This is a genomic window from Collimonas sp. GW821-FHT02H07, assembly GCF_059421505.1.
Map to the genome: position 1 here is coordinate 285,391 of NZ_JBWKVC010000003.1, position 20,395 is coordinate 305,785.

Here is a 20,395-nt window from a genome sequence, read left to right on the forward strand (position 1 = left end):
AAAGCTACGCAATGCGCAGCTTTTTTTTCATGCGAATCACAACGGACTTCCGCCTCAGGACTTCTTCCGTAACAGAGCATGCAAGATGATCGCCCCAAAAGTCGCGGTGCCGATGCCGCCCAGCGAGAACTGTCCCAGCTTCAGGGTAAAGTCGCCGGCGCCCAGCACCAGCGTCACGGCCGCCACGATCAGGTTACGGTTATCGGAAAAATCCACCTTGTTCTCGACCCAGATCCGCGCGCCCGACACCGCGATCAGGCCGAACACCACGATCGAGACGCCGCCCAGCACCGCACCGGGAATGGTCTGGATCACGGCGCCGAATTTCGGCGAGAAGCCGAGGATGATCGCCAGGCAGGCTGCCACCACGAACACCAGCGTCGAATAGATCTTGGTGACCGCCATCACGCCGATGTTTTCCGCATAAGTGGTCACGCCGGTGCCGCCGACGCTGCCGGAGACGATGGTCGCCAGGCCGTCGCCGACGAAGGCGCGGCCCATGTATTTGTCCAGGTTCTGCCCGGTCATGGCGGCCACCGCCTTGATATGGCCGAGGTTTTCCGCCACCAGGATGATGGCGATAGGCGCCAGCAAGGCCATGGCGTCGGCCTTGAATACCGGCGCCGAGAAATGCGGGATGCCGAACCAGGCGGCGTTGGCGACCATGGCAAAGTCAATCGGCTTGCCGAGGCCGGCGCCGTTGGTCAGCACGGCATAGATGACATAGGCCAGCATCAGGCCGACCAGGATCAGCAAACGCTGCAGCATGCCGCGCGCGAATACCGCGACGGCGCCGACGCACAGCACCGTACCCAAGGCCATCCAGGCGTCGAAGTTGTTGCCGCTGACGCCCTTGACCGCGATCGGCGCCAGGTTCAGGCCGATCACCGCCACCACCGCGCCGGTGACCACCGGCGGCATCAGGGTTTCGATCCAGCGCGTGCCGATCGCCATCACCAGCAAGCCGATCAGCGCATACAGCACACCGCAGGCAATGATGCCGCCCAGCGCCACGCCGAGATTGGCGTTCAAGCCGTGTCCGCCATACGCGCTGACGGCGATCACCAGGCCGATGAAGGAAAAGCTGGAGCCGAGGTAGCTCGGCACACGGCCGCCCACCAGCACGAAGAACAGCAAGGTGCCGATGCCTGACATGAAAATCGCCAGGTTCGGATCGAAGCCCATCAGCAACGGCGCCAGCACGGTCGAACCGAACATCGCCACCACGTGCTGCACGCCCATGGCAAAAGTCTGCGGCCAAGGCAGGCGCTCGTCGGCGGCGATGACCTGGCCCTGCCCGTCCGCGGTGCTGGCGCGCAAACGCCACCTGGGAAAATAAGATCCTGCCATGTGTTCCTCCCTGTATGCCGACCAGCCATCTGCTTGCCGCCCGCGGACCGCAGGAAGATGGCTGAATCGTGTGATTGATTTTGTTTTTAACCGGAGGCTAGTGTACGAAGGCGGCCATGAAATAACAATCGAGATCGGGAGAAAAGCAGAAGAAATCGACGCCACGGACGCAAAAAAAGCACCGGCCGGCGGCACGGTGCTTTTTCATCGCCGGTTCAACGATGCTACGGGAAAACCGGAATATGCTTTTCAACCCCGGAGAACGATGCTTCCGGATGGCGCTTTTCAAGCAGCTCCTCGATTTCCGGCACGCGCTTGAACGGCACGTCGACCAGCAGCAGGATCTTGCCTTCTTCGATACCGGCATGGAAGGCTTTCAGGCGGGAATTCGGCAAGGCCGCCGCCGCCATGCCCGACATCCAGCTGCCCAGCACCGCGCCGGCCAGGGTCAGCGCGACCAGCGCCAGCCAGTTCAAATGCACCCACTCGGGCGGGAAATACACCAGCCACATGCCCAGCAGCAGGCCGATCACGCCGCCAGCCAGCAAGCCGACTTCCGCGCCGTTGGCCAGGTCGGTCTTATGGAACACATTGGCTTCCGGCATATCTGCCGGTAATTTGCCGTCGGCGGCCCAGAAGTGGATATGCCTGATCCCTACCCGCGCCAGCAACAAATCATCCAGCATACCGCGCGCACTGGGAACATCCGGCAACATGAAGTAAAGCCTTTGTCTGCCCAACATGATGGTCTCCTATGACTGGTTATGCCTTCAGCATAGTCAATCGTGCTCGAATCCACAAAGTCTGATTGGCGCCTGGCGCCGTGAACAACCCGAAACAATGAAAAATGCGACAATCGCCACTCAGTTAACCAATCACGATGGAAACCCCATGATCCTCGAATTAGCCGATATCCGTATCCAGCCAGGCAAGCAACAGGAATTCGACGCCGCGATCCAGCGCGGAGTCGAGCAGATCATCAGCAAGGCCAAGGGCTTTGCCGGTTACAAGGTGCACAAAGGAATTGAATCGCCGGAGCGCTACGTCCTGACCATTCTCTGGCAAACCCTGGAAAACCACACCGTGGATTTCCGCGAATCGCCGGCATTTACCGACTGGCGGGCGCTGGTAGGACCGTTTTTTGCCGTCGCGCCGACCGTCGAGCACTTTACGCTCTTGACAGAATCGCATTGATTGCAGGGCGGGGAAATAAGAAGACGTGCACTGTGTGAGCAGCAGGGCAACCCGTTCTGACGGCCAATGCCGGCGGGATGCCCGACTGCTACGCAGCGACGATGTACTACGGATGTTGAAACTACTGCTAAAGCTATACTGCTCGCTGCAAACGGCTGCAGCCGACTACCAATTGCCGGCAATTCCGGCAATAACGCCCAAGCTCAGTCAATTTCAGACTGTGATGCGGTCTTAGAAACCCTTGATCCATGCTGCAGTCTGGGCGCTTTCACGGTCCAGGCGTTGCATGCGGTATTCCAGATCGTACAAGTCGACGGCTTCTGCCAAGTAGGCTTCCTTGCGCGCAGCTTCCGAACGCTCGTAGGCGGTACCGAGACGCTTGAAGAATGCGGCGACCTTGCTCAGGGAGCTGGCGCTTTGCGCAGCAGGTGCTGCTGGACGGCTCACGGCAGCAGGACGGGCTGCTGGGGCTGGACGGGCAATACTAGAACTGTTGCTGATTGTCATTGTAGACATGATGAATTCCTCTTTCGTTTTGCGTTCACCGCAAGCCAATTGTTGCGTCGCACAATCAGAATAGCGTTTCCCCATTAATTATCCAATTTCGATTGCCAATAGCAGTTATCAGTTTTGTGAATTTAAGGGGCTACACGCGGTTTTCCGAGCACTCTCAGGATTTGTCTTGATGTGTTGTAAAACTGCTATACAGGCATGGAAAGATGCCTGTAAACTGCAGCACCTTCCTTACCAGCCTAGCTCCGATGTCTAACCACACCTTCCTCTGGCACGACTACGAAACCTTCGGCGTGCAGCCGCGCCGCGATCGCCCGGCCCAGTTTGCGGCGATCCGCACCGACGCCGAGCTCAATGAAATCGGCGAACCGATCATGCTGTATTGCCAGCCGGCAAACGACTTCCTGCCGGATCCGCAGTCTTGCCTGATCACTGGCATCACGCCGCAGCATTGCCTGCAGCATGGCATTCCAGAGCACCAGTTCGCTGCCCGGATTGAAAAGGCGTTTTCCGAACCCGGCACCATCGGTGTCGGCTACAACACCATCCGCTTCGACGATGAAGTCACGCGCTTCCTGTTCTGGCGCAACCTGATCGATCCCTATGCGCGCGAATGGCAAAACCAGTGCGGCCGCTGGGACATCCTGGACGTAGTGCGCACCGCCTATGCGCTGCGGCCGGACGGCATCCAGTGGCCCATCAATGACGAAGGACGGCCCAGTTTCCGCCTCGAACTGCTGACCAAGGCCAACGGCCTCAGCCACGAAGCGGCGCACGACGCGCTGTCCGATGTGCGGGCGACGATCGCCCTGGCGCGTCTGATCCGCCAGCACCAGCCCAAGCTGTTCGACTTCTGCCTGGCGCTGCACAAGAAAGACCGCGCCGGTGCCGAAATCGGCCTGCCGACGCCGCGTCCCTTCCTGCATATTTCGGGCATGTTCCCGGCCGAGCACGGCTGCCTCGCGGTCATGTGGCCGCTCGGCGTGCATCCGACCAACAAGAATGAAATACTGGCCTGGGACCTGGCCTACGATCCGAGCGAACTGTTTGCTCTCGACGCCGACACCGTACGCACCCGCCTGTTCAGCAAGTCGGCCGACCTGCCGGAAGGCGTGACGCGGCTACCCTTGAAATCGGTGCACCTGAATAAATCGCCAATGGTGATCAACAAGCTGCAAACCCTGTCGGGCGACATGGCGGCGCATTGGGGCATCGATATTCCACAGGCTCTGAAACATGCGGAAATCGCGGCGCGGGCGCCCGATCTGAGCGGCCTGTGGCGCCAGGTGTTCCAGCGTCCGGACGAAGGCGCAAGCGATGTCGACGAGGACTTGTACGGCGGCTTTGTCGGCAATAACGACAGGCGCAAGCTGAACGAGCTGCGCGCCATGACGCCGCAAAAGCTGGCGGCGGCGCATATCAGTTTCGACGACCAGCGGCTGGAAGAACTGACCTTCCGCTACCGTGCCCGCAATTTTCCCGACACCCTGGTCCCGGCGGAGCAGGAACGCTGGGAAGAGCATCGCGCAGCGCGCCTGTTCGACGGCGAAGGCAAGGCGCGCACGATCGACATGCTGTTTGAAGAGATCGACAAGCTGTCGGAGACAGCGGACGAGCGCGGCGAAGAAGTCCTCGGCGCCCTGTATGACTACGCCGAGATGATTGCGCCGGCGCGGGAATAAGCGTGCTGGCCGCGGCGCACGCCAGAGCCACAGCAACAAAGCGGGGCCAGGATAGTTTTCGATCAGCTGCACGAAAACTATCCTGGCCCCGTTTATTTACTCGGTCTCAGGCGCGCTCGATCTTCACCGCAGCCAGGTCGATGGCATCGACGATGGCATGGATCTGCTCTTGCGTGAGTTCGCCTTTTTCCAGCCGGGTGTGTATCGCCATCCTGAAATTCTGGATAGCGCGCTTCAATTCAGGCGCCGAACTGCCGGATGCGCGTTGCGCTGCTTCCAGCCGTTGCAGCGCCAGGTTCAAGGCTTCGCTATTGGCCGCCAGGAACGCCGCGCCCTCTGGCGTCAGGCGATACAGCTTCTTGCCGCCCGCTTCCGCTTCGATAGCCGCATAGCCCAGCTCTTCCAGCAGGGTCAGGGTGGGATAGATCACGCCCGGGCTCGGGCTGTAATCGCCGCCGACCAATTCTTCGATCGCCTTGATGACTTCGTAGCCGTGGCGTGGCTTTTCCTGCAACAGATTGAGTATCACCAGGCGCAGGCTGCCCTGTTCAAACATGCGGCCGCCACGGCCGCCTTCACGCCGGCCGCCGCGCTCGAACAGACCGCCGCCTCGATGTTGCCTTTCATGACCTTGATGCATACGGCTGTGGTCGCAGCCTCTTCTATGACCAAACATAGCTCTTCCTTATCTCATTGAACGAGATAGTAAGATATATCTTAGAAATTACTAAGTCAAGGTTGAGTTATGTTTTTCGAATCCGATCGAGCCCGGGCCGGCAAACCGGCAAACAGGCAAAAACAGCTTCAACGCGGACGCTTGGCCAGGTATTCGGGCTGGAACATGCACATGCGGATCGCATCGCGATACACGCCATTGATGAAAAACTCGCTCTTCAATTCGCTTTCCAGCTCAAATCCGCACTTCTGGTAAATGTGGATCGCCTTGTGGTTTTCCTTGTCCACATACAGATACAGCTTGTACAGGTTGAGCACGCAAAACGCGTACTCGATCGCCAGCCGTGTAGCGCGTTCGGCATAGCCCCTGCCCTGGGCGCTCGGCGCCACGATGATCTGGAATTCAGCGCGGCGGTGGATGTGCGTGATCTCGACCAGTTCGACCAGTCCCACCATTTCGCCGTTATCGCTTTCAAGGATAAACCGGCGCTCGCTCTGGTCGTGCACGTGCTGGTCATATAGCTGGGTCAGTTCAACATAGGCTTCGTACGGCTCTTCAAACCAGTAGCGCATGATGTGGCTGTTATTGTCGAGCTGATGCACAAAGTGCAGATCGTTGCGTTCCAATGGGCGCAGTTTAAGGCCCGGTTGCACGAGGGTAGTCATAAAACGTCTTTCTTGTTTGTTGCCAAAATTATCGATTATCGTTATTGACGGCTTGAATGATTGCCGCCTGCCTGCATCGACTCAAGCCGGTTGAAGTCTTGCGGGAAGTCGTCCACCTGCACGCTGATGTCGCCATAACGGGCGAAATCCTGCAGCACCTGCTGCTCTTCTTCGGTGATCGCGCCAGTGGCCGCCACCGCCGCGATCCAGCCTGGCATCTCGATCAGGCTTTGCGGCATCGGCGCCAGGGTGCCGGCCTTGAACGAGGGCCTGAGCCGCGCTTCGACGGCATTCACTTGCGGAATCAGCTGGAACGCCAGTTCGCCAAAAGCTTGCGGCGATTGTTCGGCGCTCGGCATGAAGATGCCGCCGACCAGGCGGTCGCGGCTGGCGCCATTGGTTTGCATGGCTTTCGCCACGGCGCTGTCGAGCGCATCGGAGGGCTTGTCGTAAGGCCGGCCGAAAGGAAACACGATGGCCCGCAGCAAAACCGCCAGCAACCGGTTCGGAAAATTGTCGAGCACGCCCAGATAAGCTTCCTGCGCCTGGTGCAAGGCATCCTGGATCGCCCAGTGCACATACGGCAGATCTTCCTGCGGACGGCCATCGTCCTCATAACGCTTGAGGACGCTGGAAACCAGGTAGAGCTGCGACAGGATATCGCCCAGGCGTCCGGAAATCCGTTCGCGGAACTTGAGCGAACCGCCGAAAACGAACATCGACTTGTCGCTCAGCAGCGCGAACGCGGCCGACATGCGGTTGACCGCGCGATAAAAATGGCGCAGCTCGGCCGGCGCCGCGCTCGGCGCCGCCGGGAAACTGCCGCCCGACAGGCCGGCCACCAGGGTCCGCGAAAAATTGGCGAAGATGAAACTGATATGGCCGAAGAATGCCTGGTCGAAATCGGCCAGCGCCTTTTGCTGGTCGGCCTCGCCCGCCGCCGCCATTTCCTTCAGCACATAAGGATGGCAGCGGATCGCGCCCTGGCCGAAGATGATCAGGCAACGCGTCAGGATGTTGGCGCCCTCGACCGTGATGGCGATCGGCATCTGCTGGTAGCTGCGCGCCAGGAAATTGTTCGGCCCCATGCAGATACCCTTGCCGCCCAATACATCCATGCCGGCATTGACCAGGATGCGGCCGCGTTCGGTGACATGGTATTTCGAGATCGCGGAAATCACCGATGGCTTTTCGCCGGCATCCACCGCCAGCGCCGACAGCCGCCGCACCGCATCCATCAGATACAGGTTGCCGCCCATGCGCGCCAGCATTTCATGGATGCCTTCGAACTTGCCGATCGGGATCCTGAACTGATGGCGCATCGCTGCGTAAGCGCTGGTGCCGCGCACCGCCAGCTTGGAAAAACCGACCGTGGAGGACGGCAAGGAAATGGCGCGGCCGGCCGCCAGGCATTCCATCAGCATGCGCCAGCCCTTGCCGATCTGTTCGCGGCCGCCGATCACCCAGTCCAGCGGAATGAACACGTCCTTGCCGGAAGTCGGGCCGTTCTGGAACACCGCGTTCAGCGGCCAATGGCGCCGGCCGGCGACCACGCCGGGATGACTTGTGGGAATCAAGGCGCAGGTGATACCGAGATCCACTGCCGCGCTGCTGTCTCCCGCGGCCAGCAGATGATCAGGATCCTGCACCTGGAACGCCAGCCCCAGCACGGTCGCCACCGGACCCAGGGTGATGTAGCGCTTGTCCCAGGTAAGGCGGAAACCCAGCATTTCCTGGCCATCGTATTCGCCCACGCACACTACGCCGACGTCCGGAATCGCGGCCGCATCGGAACCGGCGTAAGGACTGGTCAGGGCAAAGCAAGGTATCTCCTCGCCGGCGGCTAAGCGCGGCAGGAAATAATCCTTTTGCGCTTCAGTGCCATATTGCAGCAGCAGCTCGGCCGGCCCCAGCGAATTGGGCACCATCACAGAAATCGCCGCCGCCGAACAATGCGAGGACAGCTTCATGATCACCTGCGAATGCATATAGGCGGAGAACTCCTTGCCGCCGTACTGCTTGGGAATGATCATGCCGAGAAAACCTTTGTCCTTGACGAATTGCCAGGCCTGCGGCGACAGGTCTTGCCAGATTTCGGTGCTGTCCCAGTCGGTGACCAAGCCGCACAGCTGCTCGACTTCATGATCGAGAAAATCCTGCTCCTCCGCCGTCAGCCTGGGCGGCGCCAGCTGCAGCAATTTGTCCCATGCCGGCTTGCCGGAAAACAGTTCGGCATCCCACCAGGTGGTGCCGGCCTCGATGGCGTCGCGTTCGGTCTGCGACATGCGCGGCAGGATGCGCTGGAACATCTGCAGCACCGGCCCGCTCAGCAGGCGGTAACGCAACGGCCGGATGGCTACGATCAAGGTCGGGATCACCAGCAGCAGCAACAGCAATATGGCCGCCAGCGCGCCGATGCCGGCCAGCCGGAAGCCGCCGGCTATCCACAGCAGCATGGCGCCCAGCCAAACCCAGGCGCTGACACGCAACTGCATCAATGCCAAAGCGCCGATAAGCAGCGCTGCGATCCAATAGAACATGCTTGCTCCCAATTTCACTGTTGTTCGTGCGGCGAGTCTTGACATGACCACCGCCAGGCGGACGCGATCAGGAAGACAGGATGTGACTGAATGTAGATGAGCACATAATGGGCATACAAAAGCATTGCCCGGAAAACCATAGCCCAGTTAAAGAAATAAGGTAATTCTTTATCCTTTGGTCACTTTTGGGACGCGAAAAGTTCACGAACAGCAAATTTAAATGTTAAACAACAACAAGTTAGCTTATTCTATGCAGCGCTTGAGGGAACAACTTAGGGAACAATTAAAAAGATATGGAATCGGCAACATGCAACCCTTTGTAAATCTTTGTATCCATTTGTCAACCATACTATACAATCGCGCGTTAGACCTTCGTATAGTTACGCATTGCTATGGGAAAACCTAGTAAAACCAAATCCTAGCCTGAGCGCTCGGCCCATATTGCTTATGTGTACCCCGTAGCCAGCCCGCCCGCAGGCGAGTCTCCAACCCGTATCAGACCAGTTACAAGAGCATTTAGCCTTTAATGAATAATTTAATTTTGATGACCGGCGCGACCGGCTTTCTGGGTGGCGCAAACGCTGTCGAGGCAATTCACCGTGGGCTAGGCAAAAATCTGTTGTTGCTGGCGCGCGCGGACACCCCTGAGGCAGCGCACGCCCGGGTGATCAAGAACCTGCAGTTGCTGGGCGCCAGCGCGGCCGACATCGCACAGATCGGCGTCGAACAAATCCTCTGCTCGGACTTGTCCGAGCTCGACAGCGTCGCCGGCGATCCGCGCCTGGACCAGGTATCGGTGGTCGTCCATTCGGCGGCGCTGGCAACTTTCTCGAATCATCCCTCGCTGGAAAAAATCAACGTCGACGGCACCCTGGCGCTCGGCAAGCTGATGCACCGGCGCCCTGCCTTGAAACGCTTCATGTACATCGGCACCGCCATGGCCTGCGGCGAAGGCGCCGGCATCAATGCCATCGTCAAGGAAAGAATCGACCTGCCGCTGGGCGACGAACATCTGGTGGCATATACCCGCTCCAAGGCCATGGGCGAAAAGAAACTGCGCGACACCTATCCCGACCTGCCGGTGATCTACGTGCGGCCATCGATCATCGTCGGCCACACCGTGCTCGGCTGCGCACCGTCGCAAAGCATTTTCTGGGTCTTCATGGTGTGGCAGCTGCTGGGCGCGCTGACCACCGCCCTCGATGAAAAAGTCGATGTGGTGCCGGTGGACTGGTGCGCGCAAGCGATCATCGACCTGGCGCAAAAGGAAACCCTGACGCACAATGTGTTCCATATCTCGGCCGGCACCGGTTCCAGCGTATCGTTCCGCGAGATCGACCTGGCACTGGCGGCGGCGCGCGGCATCGAACCGATCGGCGCTACCTACAAGCAGATCACGCCGGACGCCATCGCCACCCTGCTGCCGCGCATGCGCGAATGCGTGCCGGAATGCAATGACCGCCTGCTGCTGCGCGCACTCAAGCTGTATGGCGCCTTCGCCGGCCTGAATTACGTATTCGACAACAGCAACCTGCTGGCAGAAGGCATCCGCCCGGCGCCGCTGTTTACCGACTACATCCCGCTGTGCGTCGAGTCGGCAAGGCACATCCCGATAGCAGAACAGATGAAATGGGACTTTAAATAGTCTTCGCCATCAGGCCGCACATATCTTTTGCATTCATCGCTTGCCCCCTAATTAGCGCCGCTTTCCGTTAGAATTGGCTCCTCGCGGACAACAAAATCAACAGGGGTAACGATCATGAAATGGGAAGGCAATCGGGAAAGTGACAACGTCGAAGACCGTCGCGGCGATGACGGCGGCGGTGGCGGCGGCGGATTTGGCGGCCGCTCGATAGGCCTCGGGACCATTGCGATTGCCCTGGTCGCCTCATACTTCTTCGGCATCAGCCCGACCACCGTCATCAGCCTGCTGAGCGGCGGCGGTCCGGTCAGCCAGCCGCAATCCCAGCAGGCACCTGCACCTAACCGCGCCAACCAGCCGGAAGATCAAAAGAAGAAATTCGTCAGGACCGTGCTGGCCGACACCGAAGATGTCTGGACCCAGATTTTCCGCGCCAACGGCAAGACTTATCCGCCGCCAAAACTGGTCTTGTTTTCGGGCGCCACCCAGACTGCGTGCGGCACCGGCCAGACCGCCTCCGGACCGTTCTACTGCCCGGGCGACCGCAAGGTCTACATCGACCTCAGCTTCTACCAGCTGATGCAGCAGCGCTTCCATGTCTCGGGAGAATTCGCCCAGGCTTACGTGATCGCCCATGAAGTCGGCCACCATGTACAGAACCTGATGGGCATCATGGACAAGGTCAACGGCGCCGAACGGCAGATGTCGAAGGCGCAGGCCAACGCCATGTCGGTACGGCTGGAACTGCAAGCCGATTGCCTGGCCGGGGTCTGGGCCTTCCATGCCAACCAGGCGCGCAGCATCCTGGAACAAGGCGATGTCGAAGGCGCGCTGAACGCGGCCACCGCCATCGGTGACGATGCCCTGCAAAAACAGGAACAGGGTTACGTCGTACCGGATTCGTTCACCCATGGCACCTCGGCGCAACGGGTGCGCTGGTTCAAGCAAGGCGTCAGCAGCGGCGAAGTCAAATCCTGCAATACCTTTGAAGTCAAGACGCTTTAATTGACGACACATGGCAAGCCGGCACGTCCGGCTTGCGCAAGCGCTCCGCGCAACGCAATGCAACCGTGTCGAGACAGGGCGCAAGCTGTCAAAACCAGATGGGCTGGCCGGGACCAGCCGCCAAGCCCTGAGGCCAAGCGCGCACCCTCAAACATTCATCGCGACTCATCAAGCATGTCACATCAAGAAACCATTCACATACTGCGCACCGCCCTCGCTACGATGCCAGGCACTCCCCCAGGAATCGCCGCACTGGCCCAGACCTGGCGCGCGCAGACTGCCCTGCTGTCGGCGCTGCCGCCGCGTTTTACCGAAGTGGCGGAACATTTCCTCGGCCGGCTGGAAGCCGCAAGCCTGTTTTCGGAAGAAAGCTGCTCGTACAGCCAGCAAGACCTGCTCGATCATCTGGGCGCCTGGCTCGATCAGGCGCAGCTGGCGCTGCAAAAGAGCGCCAGTCTTTAATTTTTTCATCACCACCATCATCGGAATACTATGCAACAACTGGAATTACGCCTCAACAGCGATTACGTCGAACTCAATCAATTGCTCAAGCTGACCGGCGTCTGCGACAGCGGCGGCGCCGGCAAGGCGCTGGTCGCCAGCGGCGTGGTGTCGGTCGACGGCAAGGTCGAGCTGCGCAAGACCTGCAAGATCGTGGCTGGCCAAAAGGTCACCATCGGCGATCTGCTGATCTACGTGCTGCCGCGGCGCGGGACAAACTGATCGGCAAAACCCGGCAAGACGAGCAAGCGCGAAGCATCGAGGGAGAGACGAAATGGCAGAAGATATTCTGACGATCAGGCAATTCTGGTTTGGCGACAATCCGGATGACGCTGCCGTCGCCAGCCAGCAATCGGCCCTGTGGTGGAGCAAGAACCCGGCCATCGACCGGCAGATCAGAGAACGCTTTGAAAGCGCACTGCTGGCGGCTGAAAACAAGCAGTTGTCCGACTGGGAAACAACGCCGCACGGCGTACTCGCGCTGGTGATCCTGAGCGATCAGTTCCCACGCAATATGTACCGCGAGACGCCGCGCTCGTTTGCTTTCGACGAGCAGGCGCGCGGTTTCTGCCGGCTTGGCCTGCAGCCCGGCTTCTATAACGCCTTGCGCCCGATCGAACGCAGCTTCCTGCATTTGCCGCTGACCCATTCGGAACTGCTGGCCGACCAGGAGCAGGCGGTGGCGCTTGCCGCCGCGCTGGTCGAGCAAGTCCCCGCCAGTCACAAGGAATGCTTTGCCGGCTACCTCTCGTTTGCGGTCCGGCACCGCGACATCATCGCCCGCTTCGGCCGCTTCCCGCATCGCAACCGCATCCTGCAGCGGCCATCGACGGCGCAGGAACTGGCATTCCTGCAACAGCCTGGATCCTCTTTCTAGCGGACTGTAACAGTCCACTCGGAGCCCTACAGGGCGATATTCAAGGGAATCTTCAGATAGCTGACGCCGTTCTCTTCCGGCGCCGGCAATACCCCGGCACAGATATTCAGCTGGATCGACGGCAGCATCAGGGTCGGCAAACCCAGGCAGGCATCGCGCCTGGTACGCATGGCGATGAATTCGCTTTCGCTGATGCCGTCCCTGACATGGATATTCTTTGCACGCTGCTCGGCGACCGTGGCCTCGCAGGCCGGCGCCCGTCCCTCCGGCGGATAGTCGTGGCAGACGAACAGCCGGGTCGCCGGCGGCAGCTGCAATAGCTTGCCGACCGAGCGATACAGGCTGCTGGCGCTGCCGCCGGGGAAATCGCAGCGCGCCGAACCGAGATCCGGCATGAACAGGGTATCGCCGACAAACGCCACCTCCTGCTCCACCAGATAAGCCATGTCGGCCGGCGTATGGCCGGGCACATGCAGCGCCTGTGCGCGCAAATTGCCGATATGGAAAATCTCGTCGGCAGCAAACAGGCGATCAAACTGGGCGCCGTCCAGCAGGAATTCCGACTGCAAGTTGAAGACCTTCTTGAATACCCCTTGCACCACCCGGATCTGATCGCCGATCGCGATGGCGCCGCCTAGCTGCCGGCGCAGATAGGGCGCTGCGGAAATGTGGTCGGCGTGGGCATGGGTTTCCAGCAGCCATTGCACTTTCAGATTCTTGGCGCGCACGAATTCAATCACGCGGTCGGCAGCCGCGGTCGAGGTATGGCCTGACACCGGATCGTAATCAAGCACTGAATCGACGATCGCGCATTCGCTGCCCGCCTTCTCGTACACAACATAAGTAAACGTGGCGGTACTCTGATCAAAAATCACTTCTACCTGAGGACTAGGCATCAAATCACATCCTTAAACTTAACAATAGGTAACTATATATAAAAATATATAACATTGACAAATACTTAATCCGCCTTTATATTATTAACAATTAAATAAGTAACAATCTAACAATTAACATAGTGTTTCATTGGAGCATCCGCTATAACGCGGCCAGTCGCAACATGCTCGCAGATTGTTAAACGCATTGGTACACCGAAGAGCATGTCTAGCCCCGGTCATTCATCTGTGCGCGTTTGTCTCGCCATCTTAAACATTTGCGACCTGTGGCGATACTGGCGCATATCGATACCTGATCCGCTGGCCACGCGAGCAAAGAAGCCGGCCAGCCAAACAATGCGCAGAGAAGCTGCGCCATTCACCCGTCACGATGGAAGCAGCGCCTATGAATCTTAATATCATCAAGCATAGCGAATTATTTTCGACTGCCGGTCAAATCGACAAGGAAGACTTGAACGAGATCGCAGCGGCCGGCTACCGGTCGGTGATCTGCAATCGGCCCGATGCCGAAGACGGCGGCCGTCATGCCTCCAGCGGCGAACTGGCAGCCGCTTGCGAAAGACTTGGGCTGGCCTTCAGCTATCTGCCGGCGGACGCCACCCATCTCAGCAAAGAGCATGGCGCCGCCTTGCGCCGGCTGCTGGTCAGCATGCCGCCCCCCATCCTGGCTTATTGCCGCACCGGCAACCGTTCCACCAACATCTTCCGCCTGGCGAATGCAGCCGAGACAGCGGCTCCCGCATCGCCGGCAGGACCGGCGGACGACAGGCCCAGGCAATTTGAAGTCGTGATCGTCGGCGCTGGCGCTGCCGGCATCGCCGTCGCCGCCAGCTTGTTGCGGCGCGCACCGAATATGCAGATCGTCATGATCGACCCCGCCAGCCGGCACTACTACCAGCCGGCCTGGACCCTGGTTGGCGGCGGCGCCTATGCGCAGAAAAAGACGGTAAGGCCAATGGCCTCGGTGATCCCGGAGCGGGTGCAATGGCTGCAGCGGTCGGCGGTGGAATTCCTGCCGGACCATAATCGCGTCCGGCTCGACGACGGCAGCCTGATCGCCTATCAGCAACTGATTGTCTGCCCCGGCCTGCGTCTGGCCTGGGAAAAAATAGAAGGCCTGGAGCAGACCCTGGGCCGCAACGGCGTCACCTCCAACTACCGCTACGAGCTGGCGCCGTATACATGGCAGCTGGTGTCGCAGTTAAAACAAGGCAAGGCGCTGTTCTGCCAGCCTGCCATGCCGATCAAGTGCGCCGGCGCACCGCAAAAAGCCATGTACCTGTCATGCGACCATTGGCTGCGCAGAGGCGTGCTCAACAAGATCGCGGTTGAATTCAATATCGCCGGCGTCGCCTTGTTCGGCGTTCCTGCGTTTGTGCCGCCGCTGATGTCCTACGTCAAAAAATACCAGGCGCAGCTGGCATTCGAATCGAATCTGGTCAAGGTCGACGGCGATCGCAAGCTGGCCTGGTTCGATGTCAAGGACCGCGCCGGCAATATCGTGCGCCAGGAAAAATCCTTCGACATGCTGCACGTGGTGCCGCCGCAGGTGGCGCCCGACGCCGTCCGCAACAGCCCGCTAGCCAATCTCGACGGCTGGTGCGAAGTCGATCCGGCGACGCTGCGCCATGTCCGTTACCGCAATGTCTTTGCGCTCGGCGACATCAGCTCCACCGGCAATGCAAAAACGGTTGCCGCCATCCGCAAGCAAGCCGTGGTGGTCGCCGCCAACCTGCTGTCGGCTTGCGCAGGACAGCCTCTGAGCGCGCACTATGACGGCTATGGCGCCTGCCCGCTTACGGTGGAAAAAGGCAAGGTGATACTGGCCGAATTCGGCTATGGCGGCAAACTGCTGCCGACCTTCCCGCTCGATCCGACCATTGCCCGCCGCAGCAACTGGCTCCTGAAAACCACCGTGCTGCCCTGGGTCTACTGGACGCTGATGCTGAAAGGCCGGGAGTGGCTCGCCAAATCCTCGGTGTCCAAAGAACATCCATAGCGCCGGCATTGTTCCGCCGGCGCGCATGCAAACGCAATCTCAGCGTAGCGCCCGCAGCAGCCGCAAGCCGTTGAACACCACCAGCAGGCTAGCGCCCATGTCGGCGAACACCGCCATCCACAGCGTCGCTTCGCCGCTCAGCGCCAGCACCAGGAAAATGGCCTTGATGCCGAGCGCCAGCGTGATGTTTTGCATCAGCACGGCGTAAGTCTTTTTGCTCAGGCGGATGAAGTCCGGAATCTTGCGCAGATCGTCGTCCATCAGCGCCACGTCGGCGGTTTCCAGCGCCGTGTCGCTGCCGGCCGCCCCCATGGCGAAGCCGATATTGGCTTGCGCCAGCGCCGGCGCATCGTTGATGCCGTCGCCCACCATGCCGACACAGGCGAAGCGCGCGCGCAAATCGTTGATTGCTTCCAGCTTGTCCTGCGGCAGCTGGTCGCCGCGGGCATCGCTGATGCCGACCTGGGCCGCGATGGCTTGCGCGGTGTGCGCATTGTCGCCGGTCAGCATCACCGCTTCCACGCCGATCGCGCGCAGCGCGGCCACCGCTTGCGGCGCAGTGTCGCGCACCGTATCGGCCACCGCCAGTATCAGCAGAGGCTGCGAGGCCGAACACAGCACCACCGTGGTCTTGCCTTCGCTCTCCAGCGCCGACAAGCGCGCCTCCAGCGCCGGGCTGCAGATGTTCATCTCATGCACCAGGCGGTGATTGCCGAGGTAAAGCTGCTGGTTGCCGATCTTGCCCTGCACGCCGCGCCCGGTCAGCGCTTCAAAGGCGCTGACCTCAAGCAGGCTCTCGGCCGCTTGCCAATGCGCCGCCACCGCCGTCGATACCGGATGGTCGGAACGGCCGGCCAGGCTGGCGGCCTGATGCTGCAACTGGCGCAGCAGGCGGCCGTCGGCGTCAGCCGCCGGCTGCACCAGCTGCACATCCGTGACGCGCGGCTTGCCCAGGGTCAGGGTGCCGGTCTTGTCCAGCGCCAGCGCCTTGATCTTGCGCCCCATTTCCAGGTAGACCCCGCCCTTGATCAGTATCCCGTGCCTGGCCGCAGCCGCCAGGCCGCTGACCACCGTCACCGGCGTCGAAATCACCAGCGCGCAGGGACAGGCAATCACCAGCAATACCAGCGCCTTGTACAACCATGGATAGAAAGCCGCGCCCATCAGCAGCGGCGGCAAGGTCGCCACCAGCAGCGCCGCCAGCACCACGACCGGGATGTAATAGCGGGCGAGCTGGTCGACGAAGCGCTGGGTCGGGGCGCGCTCGCCCTGCGCCTGCTGCACGCTCTTGATGATGCGCGCCAGCGTCGAATTGGCTTGCAATGCGGTGACCCGGTAGACAAACGAGCCGCGTTCGTTGATGGTGCCGGCAAATACCTGGTCGCCGGCCTGCTTGGCCACCGGCATGCTTTCGCCGGTGATAGCCGCCTGGTTGATGGTGGTCTGCCCTTCCGTCACCACGCCGTCGAGCGGCACGCGCGCGCCCGGCTTGACGCGGATCAGCGCCGCCATTTCAACCTCGCCGGTGGCCACCTCACGCCAGCCGCCATCGGCACCTTGCACCGTCGCCAGGTCCGGCGCCATGGCCATCAAGCCCTTGATGGCATTGCGGGCGCGGTCCAGCGACAGCGCTTCGATCATTTCCGCCAGCGCAAACAGGAAAATCACCATCGCCGCTTCCGGCCACTGGCCGATGATGGCCGCGCCGATCACCGCCAACGACATCAGGAAATTCATGTTGAGCGAGAAATTGCGCAGCGCGATCCAGCCCTTCTTCAGCGTATCGAGGCCGCCAGTCAGGATCGCGGCCAGCGCCAGGCCGATCACCAGCCACGAGCTGTCCTGGCCGCCGCTCCAGACCACTACCTCGGCGCCGACCGCGGTGATCCCCGAGATCGCCATCAACAGCCATTTCTTGCGCGATATCTTGAACCCGCCGTCGCCCAGGCCTTCAGTGAGGCCGACGGCGCCGGTCAGTGTGTCCGACTTCAGCGCCGGCTCCATGTCCAGCGCCTTGAGGGTCGCGACGATGGAATCCAGCGACGGCAGGCGATGCTGGACCGTCAGCTCGCGCTGGATCAGGTTGAACTGCATGGCCTCGATGCCGGCCATCTGCCTGAACCTGTCGCGGATCAGCTTTTCCTCCGTGGGGCAATCCATCTTCTGGATCAGGAACACTGCCTCTTGCGCGCCGGCTGCCAGGACTGGGCGGCTGGCGCCGGCATCGGCCTGGGCGTGCTCGTGGCGCCGGCTTTGGCCATGTTCGTGGCTATGCTCATGGCCATGCTGGTGGTCGTGATGATGATCATGATGATCGTTGTGATCGTGCTTGCAAGCGGCCATGCGCCCTCCTTGATGCAGGTTTTAGTGATGCAGATTGCATACTCCTTGCATATTTAAAACCCTGTAGCTACTATAAGGTCAAGGATTGACTTGAAATAATCAGGAAAGGAGCAGAGCCATGGCTGCAACTGCACTCAAGATCGGCGAACTGGCCACGCATGCCGGCTGCCCGGTGGAAACCATCCGCTATTACGAGCGCGAAGGCCTGTTGCCGCTGGCGGCGCGCTCGCAAAGCAACTACCGCCTGTATGGACAGGCGCATATCGAGCGCCTGCAGTTCATCCGCCACTGCCGCTCGCTCGACATGACGCTGGATGAAGTGCGCCGACTGTTGCAATTCCGCGACCTGCCTGAAGATAATTGCGCGGAAGTGAACACTCTGCTGGACCACCATATCGATCACGTCGCCGCCAGGATCGCGGAATTGAAGGCGCTGCAGACGCAGCTGAAGCAATTGCGCAAGCAATGCCAGAAAACCCAGGCGGCCAAGGATTGCGGCATCCTGCAGGGCCTGGCCAGCATGGACGATGAAGCGCCGGCCAATCTCGGCAGCCATGGCGGCGGCGTCCATTAAGCCAGATGAATATTCACTCGGATGACCTGCGGATTTTCATTGCAGTGGTTGACTGCGGCACCCTCAGCGCCGCCGCCGGACAGCTGGGCCAGACCACCTCGGGCCTGAGCCGCGCCCTGTCGCGGCTGGAACAGAAACTGGCCACCTCGCTGCTGACGCGCACCACGCGCCGCATGGAGCTGACCGAAGAAGGCCATCTGTTCCTGGAAAAGGCGCGCGCCATCATCACGGCGATGGAAGAGGCGGAAGAAGCGATCCAGGTGCGCCACCAAAGGCCGTCCGGACGGCTACGGGTGGATGCGTCGCCGCCGTTCATGCTGCATTGCATAGTGCCGCACATTGCCGAATTCCGCAGCAGCTACCCCGACATCACGCTGGAACTTACCAGCAACGACCAGAATATCGACTTGCTGGAGCAGCGCACCGATATCGCCATCCGCCACGGCGCCTTGCAAGATTCGATGCTGCATGCGCGCCGGCTGGGCGCGAGTGCGCTGCACATCGTCGCCAGTCCCGGCTACCTGCGCCGGCATGGCACGCCGGCCGACGCCGCCGAGCTGAAACAGCATCAGCTGCTCGGCTTCACCCAGCCCGAATCGCTGAATATCTGGCCCTTGCGCCACCAGCAGGATGAACAGCTCGGCATCAGCCCTACCCTGCTCGCATCCGGCGGCGAAACCATACGCCAGCTGGCGCTGCACGGGCTGGGGATCGCCTGCCTGTCGGCGTTCATGGTGCGCGAAGATATCGCCCGCGGCGCCCTGGTCGATATCCTGGCGCCCTATAACAATGGCTACCGCCAGCAGATTCACGCGGTGTATTACCGCAATACCCAGCTGGCGCGGCGCATCAGCTGCTTCCTCGATTTCCTGCAATTGAAACTGTGAGTTCGAGGCCGGCCCTGCCCGTCAAGGCTGGCCGCCAGATACTCACTTCGAGTGCGACTGCTCGCTATCCAGATGCGCCATCATCGCCGGCGCATAGCGTTCGCCGGCGATGGCGTCGGCCGGCAGCGCGGTTTCTATGCGCGCCAGGTCGTCGGCGCTCAACTCAACATTGCTTGCCCCCAGCGATTCGGCCAGGCGGTCGCGACGGCGGGCGCCGACCAGCGGCACGATGTCGCTGCCGCGCGACATCACCCAGGCGATGGCAATCTGCGCCACGGTAGCCTGCTTGCTGTCGGCGATAGCGCGCAAGGCATCCAGAAGAGACAGGTTGTGCGCCAGGTTGTCGCCGCTGAAGCGCGGGCTGCGGCTGCGGAAATCGCCTGAGGTCAGCGTCTTGTCCTGGTTCCAGTGGCCGCTGATCAGACCGCGCGACAGCACGCCGTAAGCGGTCACGCCGATCCCGAGCTCACGGCACACAGGCAGGATCTCGGCTTCAATGCCGCGCGAGATCAGCGAATATTCAATCTGCAGGTCGGAAATCGGATGCACAGCCTGCGCCCGCCGTATGGTTTGCGCACCCACCTCGGACAAGCCGATATGGCGCACATAGCCAGCCTTCACTAGATCGGCGATGGCGCCCACGGTTTCCTCGATCGGCACGTTCGGATCGAGGCGCGCCGGGCGGTAGATATCGATATGGTCGGTACCCAGCCGGCGCAAGGTGTAGGACAGGAAATTCTTCACCGCCTCAGGGCGGCCGTCGATGCCGCTCCAGGCGCCGGCGGGATCGCGCATGGCGCCGAATTTAACGCTCAGCAGAACCTGCTCGCGCTTGCGGCTGCGCAGCGCTTCCCGGATCAGCATTTCGTTGTGGCCCATGCCGTAGAAGTCGCCGGTGTCCAGCAAGGTGATGCCGGCATCGATAGCGGCGTGCAGGGTGGCGATGCTTTCGTTTTCATCGGCCGGGCCGTACAGATCGGACATGCCCATGCAGCCGAGACCGATGATCGAAGATTGCGGGCCGGTACTGCCTAGTTGTCGGGTTTTCATA

General features: G+C 60.8%; 19 protein-coding genes. 10 read left to right on the plus strand and 9 right to left on the minus strand.

Features of this window, described 5'->3' with window-relative positions; translation table 11 throughout:
- Window positions 1-54: 54 nt before the first annotated feature.
- Window positions 55-1,350, minus strand: coding sequence for a solute carrier family 23 protein (locus tag AC07V8_RS07345; RefSeq protein WP_494679013.1), 1,296 nt, complete (start codon window positions 1,348-1,350; stop codon window positions 55-57).
- 224 nt (window positions 1,351-1,574) lie between these two features.
- Window positions 1,575-2,093 (minus strand): DUF1269 domain-containing protein, encoded by a 519-nt coding sequence (locus tag AC07V8_RS07350; protein ID WP_494679012.1) that lies wholly within the window; start codon window positions 2,091-2,093, stop codon window positions 1,575-1,577.
- Window positions 2,094-2,241: 148 nt separating this feature from the next.
- On the opposite strand from AC07V8_RS07350, the gene AC07V8_RS07355 reads away from it, so the two are divergent.
- Complete coding sequence (locus AC07V8_RS07355; protein WP_098493538.1) at window positions 2,242-2,544, plus strand: antibiotic biosynthesis monooxygenase family protein; 303 nt, start codon at window positions 2,242-2,244, stop codon at window positions 2,542-2,544.
- Window positions 2,545-2,775: 231 nt separating this feature from the next.
- On the opposite strand, the gene AC07V8_RS07360 is transcribed toward AC07V8_RS07355, so the two are convergent.
- Window positions 2,776-2,949 (minus strand): DUF3563 family protein, encoded by a 174-nt coding sequence (locus AC07V8_RS07360; protein WP_231880138.1) that lies wholly within the window; start codon window positions 2,947-2,949, stop codon window positions 2,776-2,778.
- A gap of 356 nt (window positions 2,950-3,305) precedes the next feature.
- Here AC07V8_RS07360 and sbcB point away from each other — a divergent pair, with 356 nt between their 5' ends.
- A complete protein-coding gene (sbcB, locus tag AC07V8_RS07365; protein ID WP_494679011.1) occupies window positions 3,306-4,739 on the plus strand; it encodes an exodeoxyribonuclease I in 1,434 nt (477 codons plus the stop codon).
- A 106-nt stretch (window positions 4,740-4,845) separates the two neighbouring features.
- Here the strand turns inward: sbcB and AC07V8_RS07370 are convergent, their stop codons facing one another.
- The 3 genes from AC07V8_RS07370 to AC07V8_RS07380 all read right to left on the minus strand — a co-directional run bounded on the left by AC07V8_RS07370 (window position 4,846) and on the right by AC07V8_RS07380 (window position 8,620).
- Entirely contained in the window at window positions 4,846-5,379 is a 534-nt protein-coding gene (locus AC07V8_RS07370) for a PadR family transcriptional regulator (RefSeq protein WP_494679010.1), read from the minus strand.
- A gap of 164 nt (window positions 5,380-5,543) precedes the next feature.
- A complete protein-coding gene (gene speG, locus AC07V8_RS07375) occupies window positions 5,544-6,080 on the minus strand; it encodes a spermidine N1-acetyltransferase (protein WP_211444554.1) in 537 nt (178 codons plus the stop codon).
- 41 nt (window positions 6,081-6,121) lie between these two features.
- Complete coding sequence (locus tag AC07V8_RS07380; RefSeq protein ID WP_494679009.1) at window positions 6,122-8,620, minus strand: acyl-CoA dehydrogenase; 2,499 nt, start codon at window positions 8,618-8,620, stop codon at window positions 6,122-6,124.
- 526 nt (window positions 8,621-9,146) lie between these two features.
- On the opposite strand from AC07V8_RS07380, the gene AC07V8_RS07385 reads away from it, so the two are divergent.
- From AC07V8_RS07385 to AC07V8_RS07405, 5 genes are all read left to right on the plus strand, one after another.
- Complete coding sequence (locus tag AC07V8_RS07385; RefSeq protein WP_494679008.1) at window positions 9,147-10,265, plus strand: SDR family oxidoreductase; 1,119 nt, start codon at window positions 9,147-9,149, stop codon at window positions 10,263-10,265.
- 114 nt (window positions 10,266-10,379) lie between these two features.
- Window positions 10,380-11,267 (plus strand): KPN_02809 family neutral zinc metallopeptidase, encoded by an 888-nt coding sequence (gene ypfJ, locus AC07V8_RS07390; protein ID WP_494679007.1) that lies wholly within the window; start codon window positions 10,380-10,382, stop codon window positions 11,265-11,267.
- A 174-nt stretch (window positions 11,268-11,441) separates the two neighbouring features.
- Entirely contained in the window at window positions 11,442-11,729 is a 288-nt protein-coding gene (locus tag AC07V8_RS07395) for a hypothetical protein (RefSeq protein ID WP_494679006.1), read from the plus strand.
- 30 nt (window positions 11,730-11,759) lie between these two features.
- On the plus strand, window positions 11,760-11,990 hold the full coding sequence (locus AC07V8_RS07400; RefSeq protein WP_098493548.1) for an RNA-binding S4 domain-containing protein: 231 nt from the start codon (window positions 11,760-11,762) through the stop codon (window positions 11,988-11,990).
- 52 nt (window positions 11,991-12,042) lie between these two features.
- A complete protein-coding gene (locus tag AC07V8_RS07405) occupies window positions 12,043-12,645 on the plus strand; it encodes a DUF924 family protein (protein WP_494679005.1) in 603 nt (200 codons plus the stop codon).
- A 26-nt stretch (window positions 12,646-12,671) separates the two neighbouring features.
- On the opposite strand, the gene AC07V8_RS07410 is transcribed toward AC07V8_RS07405, so the two are convergent.
- Window positions 12,672-13,541, minus strand: coding sequence for an MBL fold metallo-hydrolase (locus tag AC07V8_RS07410; RefSeq protein WP_494679004.1), 870 nt, complete (start codon window positions 13,539-13,541; stop codon window positions 12,672-12,674).
- Window positions 13,542-13,926: 385 nt separating this feature from the next.
- On the opposite strand from AC07V8_RS07410, the gene AC07V8_RS07415 reads away from it, so the two are divergent.
- Window positions 13,927-15,540, plus strand: coding sequence for a bifunctional protein tyrosine phosphatase family protein/NAD(P)/FAD-dependent oxidoreductase (locus tag AC07V8_RS07415; RefSeq protein WP_494679003.1), 1,614 nt, complete (start codon window positions 13,927-13,929; stop codon window positions 15,538-15,540).
- Window positions 15,541-15,579: 39 nt separating this feature from the next.
- On the opposite strand, the gene AC07V8_RS07420 is transcribed toward AC07V8_RS07415, so the two are convergent.
- On the minus strand, window positions 15,580-17,883 hold the full coding sequence (locus AC07V8_RS07420; protein WP_494679002.1) for a heavy metal translocating P-type ATPase: 2,304 nt from the start codon (window positions 17,881-17,883) through the stop codon (window positions 15,580-15,582).
- A 118-nt stretch (window positions 17,884-18,001) separates the two neighbouring features.
- On the opposite strand from AC07V8_RS07420, the gene cadR reads away from it, so the two are divergent.
- Entirely contained in the window at window positions 18,002-18,457 is a 456-nt protein-coding gene (gene cadR / locus AC07V8_RS07425; protein ID WP_494679001.1) for a Cd(II)/Pb(II)-responsive transcriptional regulator, read from the plus strand.
- Between the two features lie 5 nt (window positions 18,458-18,462).
- A complete protein-coding gene (locus AC07V8_RS07430; protein ID WP_494679000.1) occupies window positions 18,463-19,344 on the plus strand; it encodes a LysR substrate-binding domain-containing protein in 882 nt (293 codons plus the stop codon).
- 42 nt (window positions 19,345-19,386) lie between these two features.
- Here the strand turns inward: AC07V8_RS07430 and AC07V8_RS07435 are convergent, their stop codons facing one another.
- The gene (locus AC07V8_RS07435) at window positions 19,387-20,394 is read right to left on the minus strand and encodes an aldo/keto reductase (RefSeq protein WP_494678999.1); all 1,008 of its coding nucleotides are present in this window, start codon (window positions 20,392-20,394) and stop codon (window positions 19,387-19,389) included.
- Window position 20,395 lies beyond the last annotated feature (1 nt).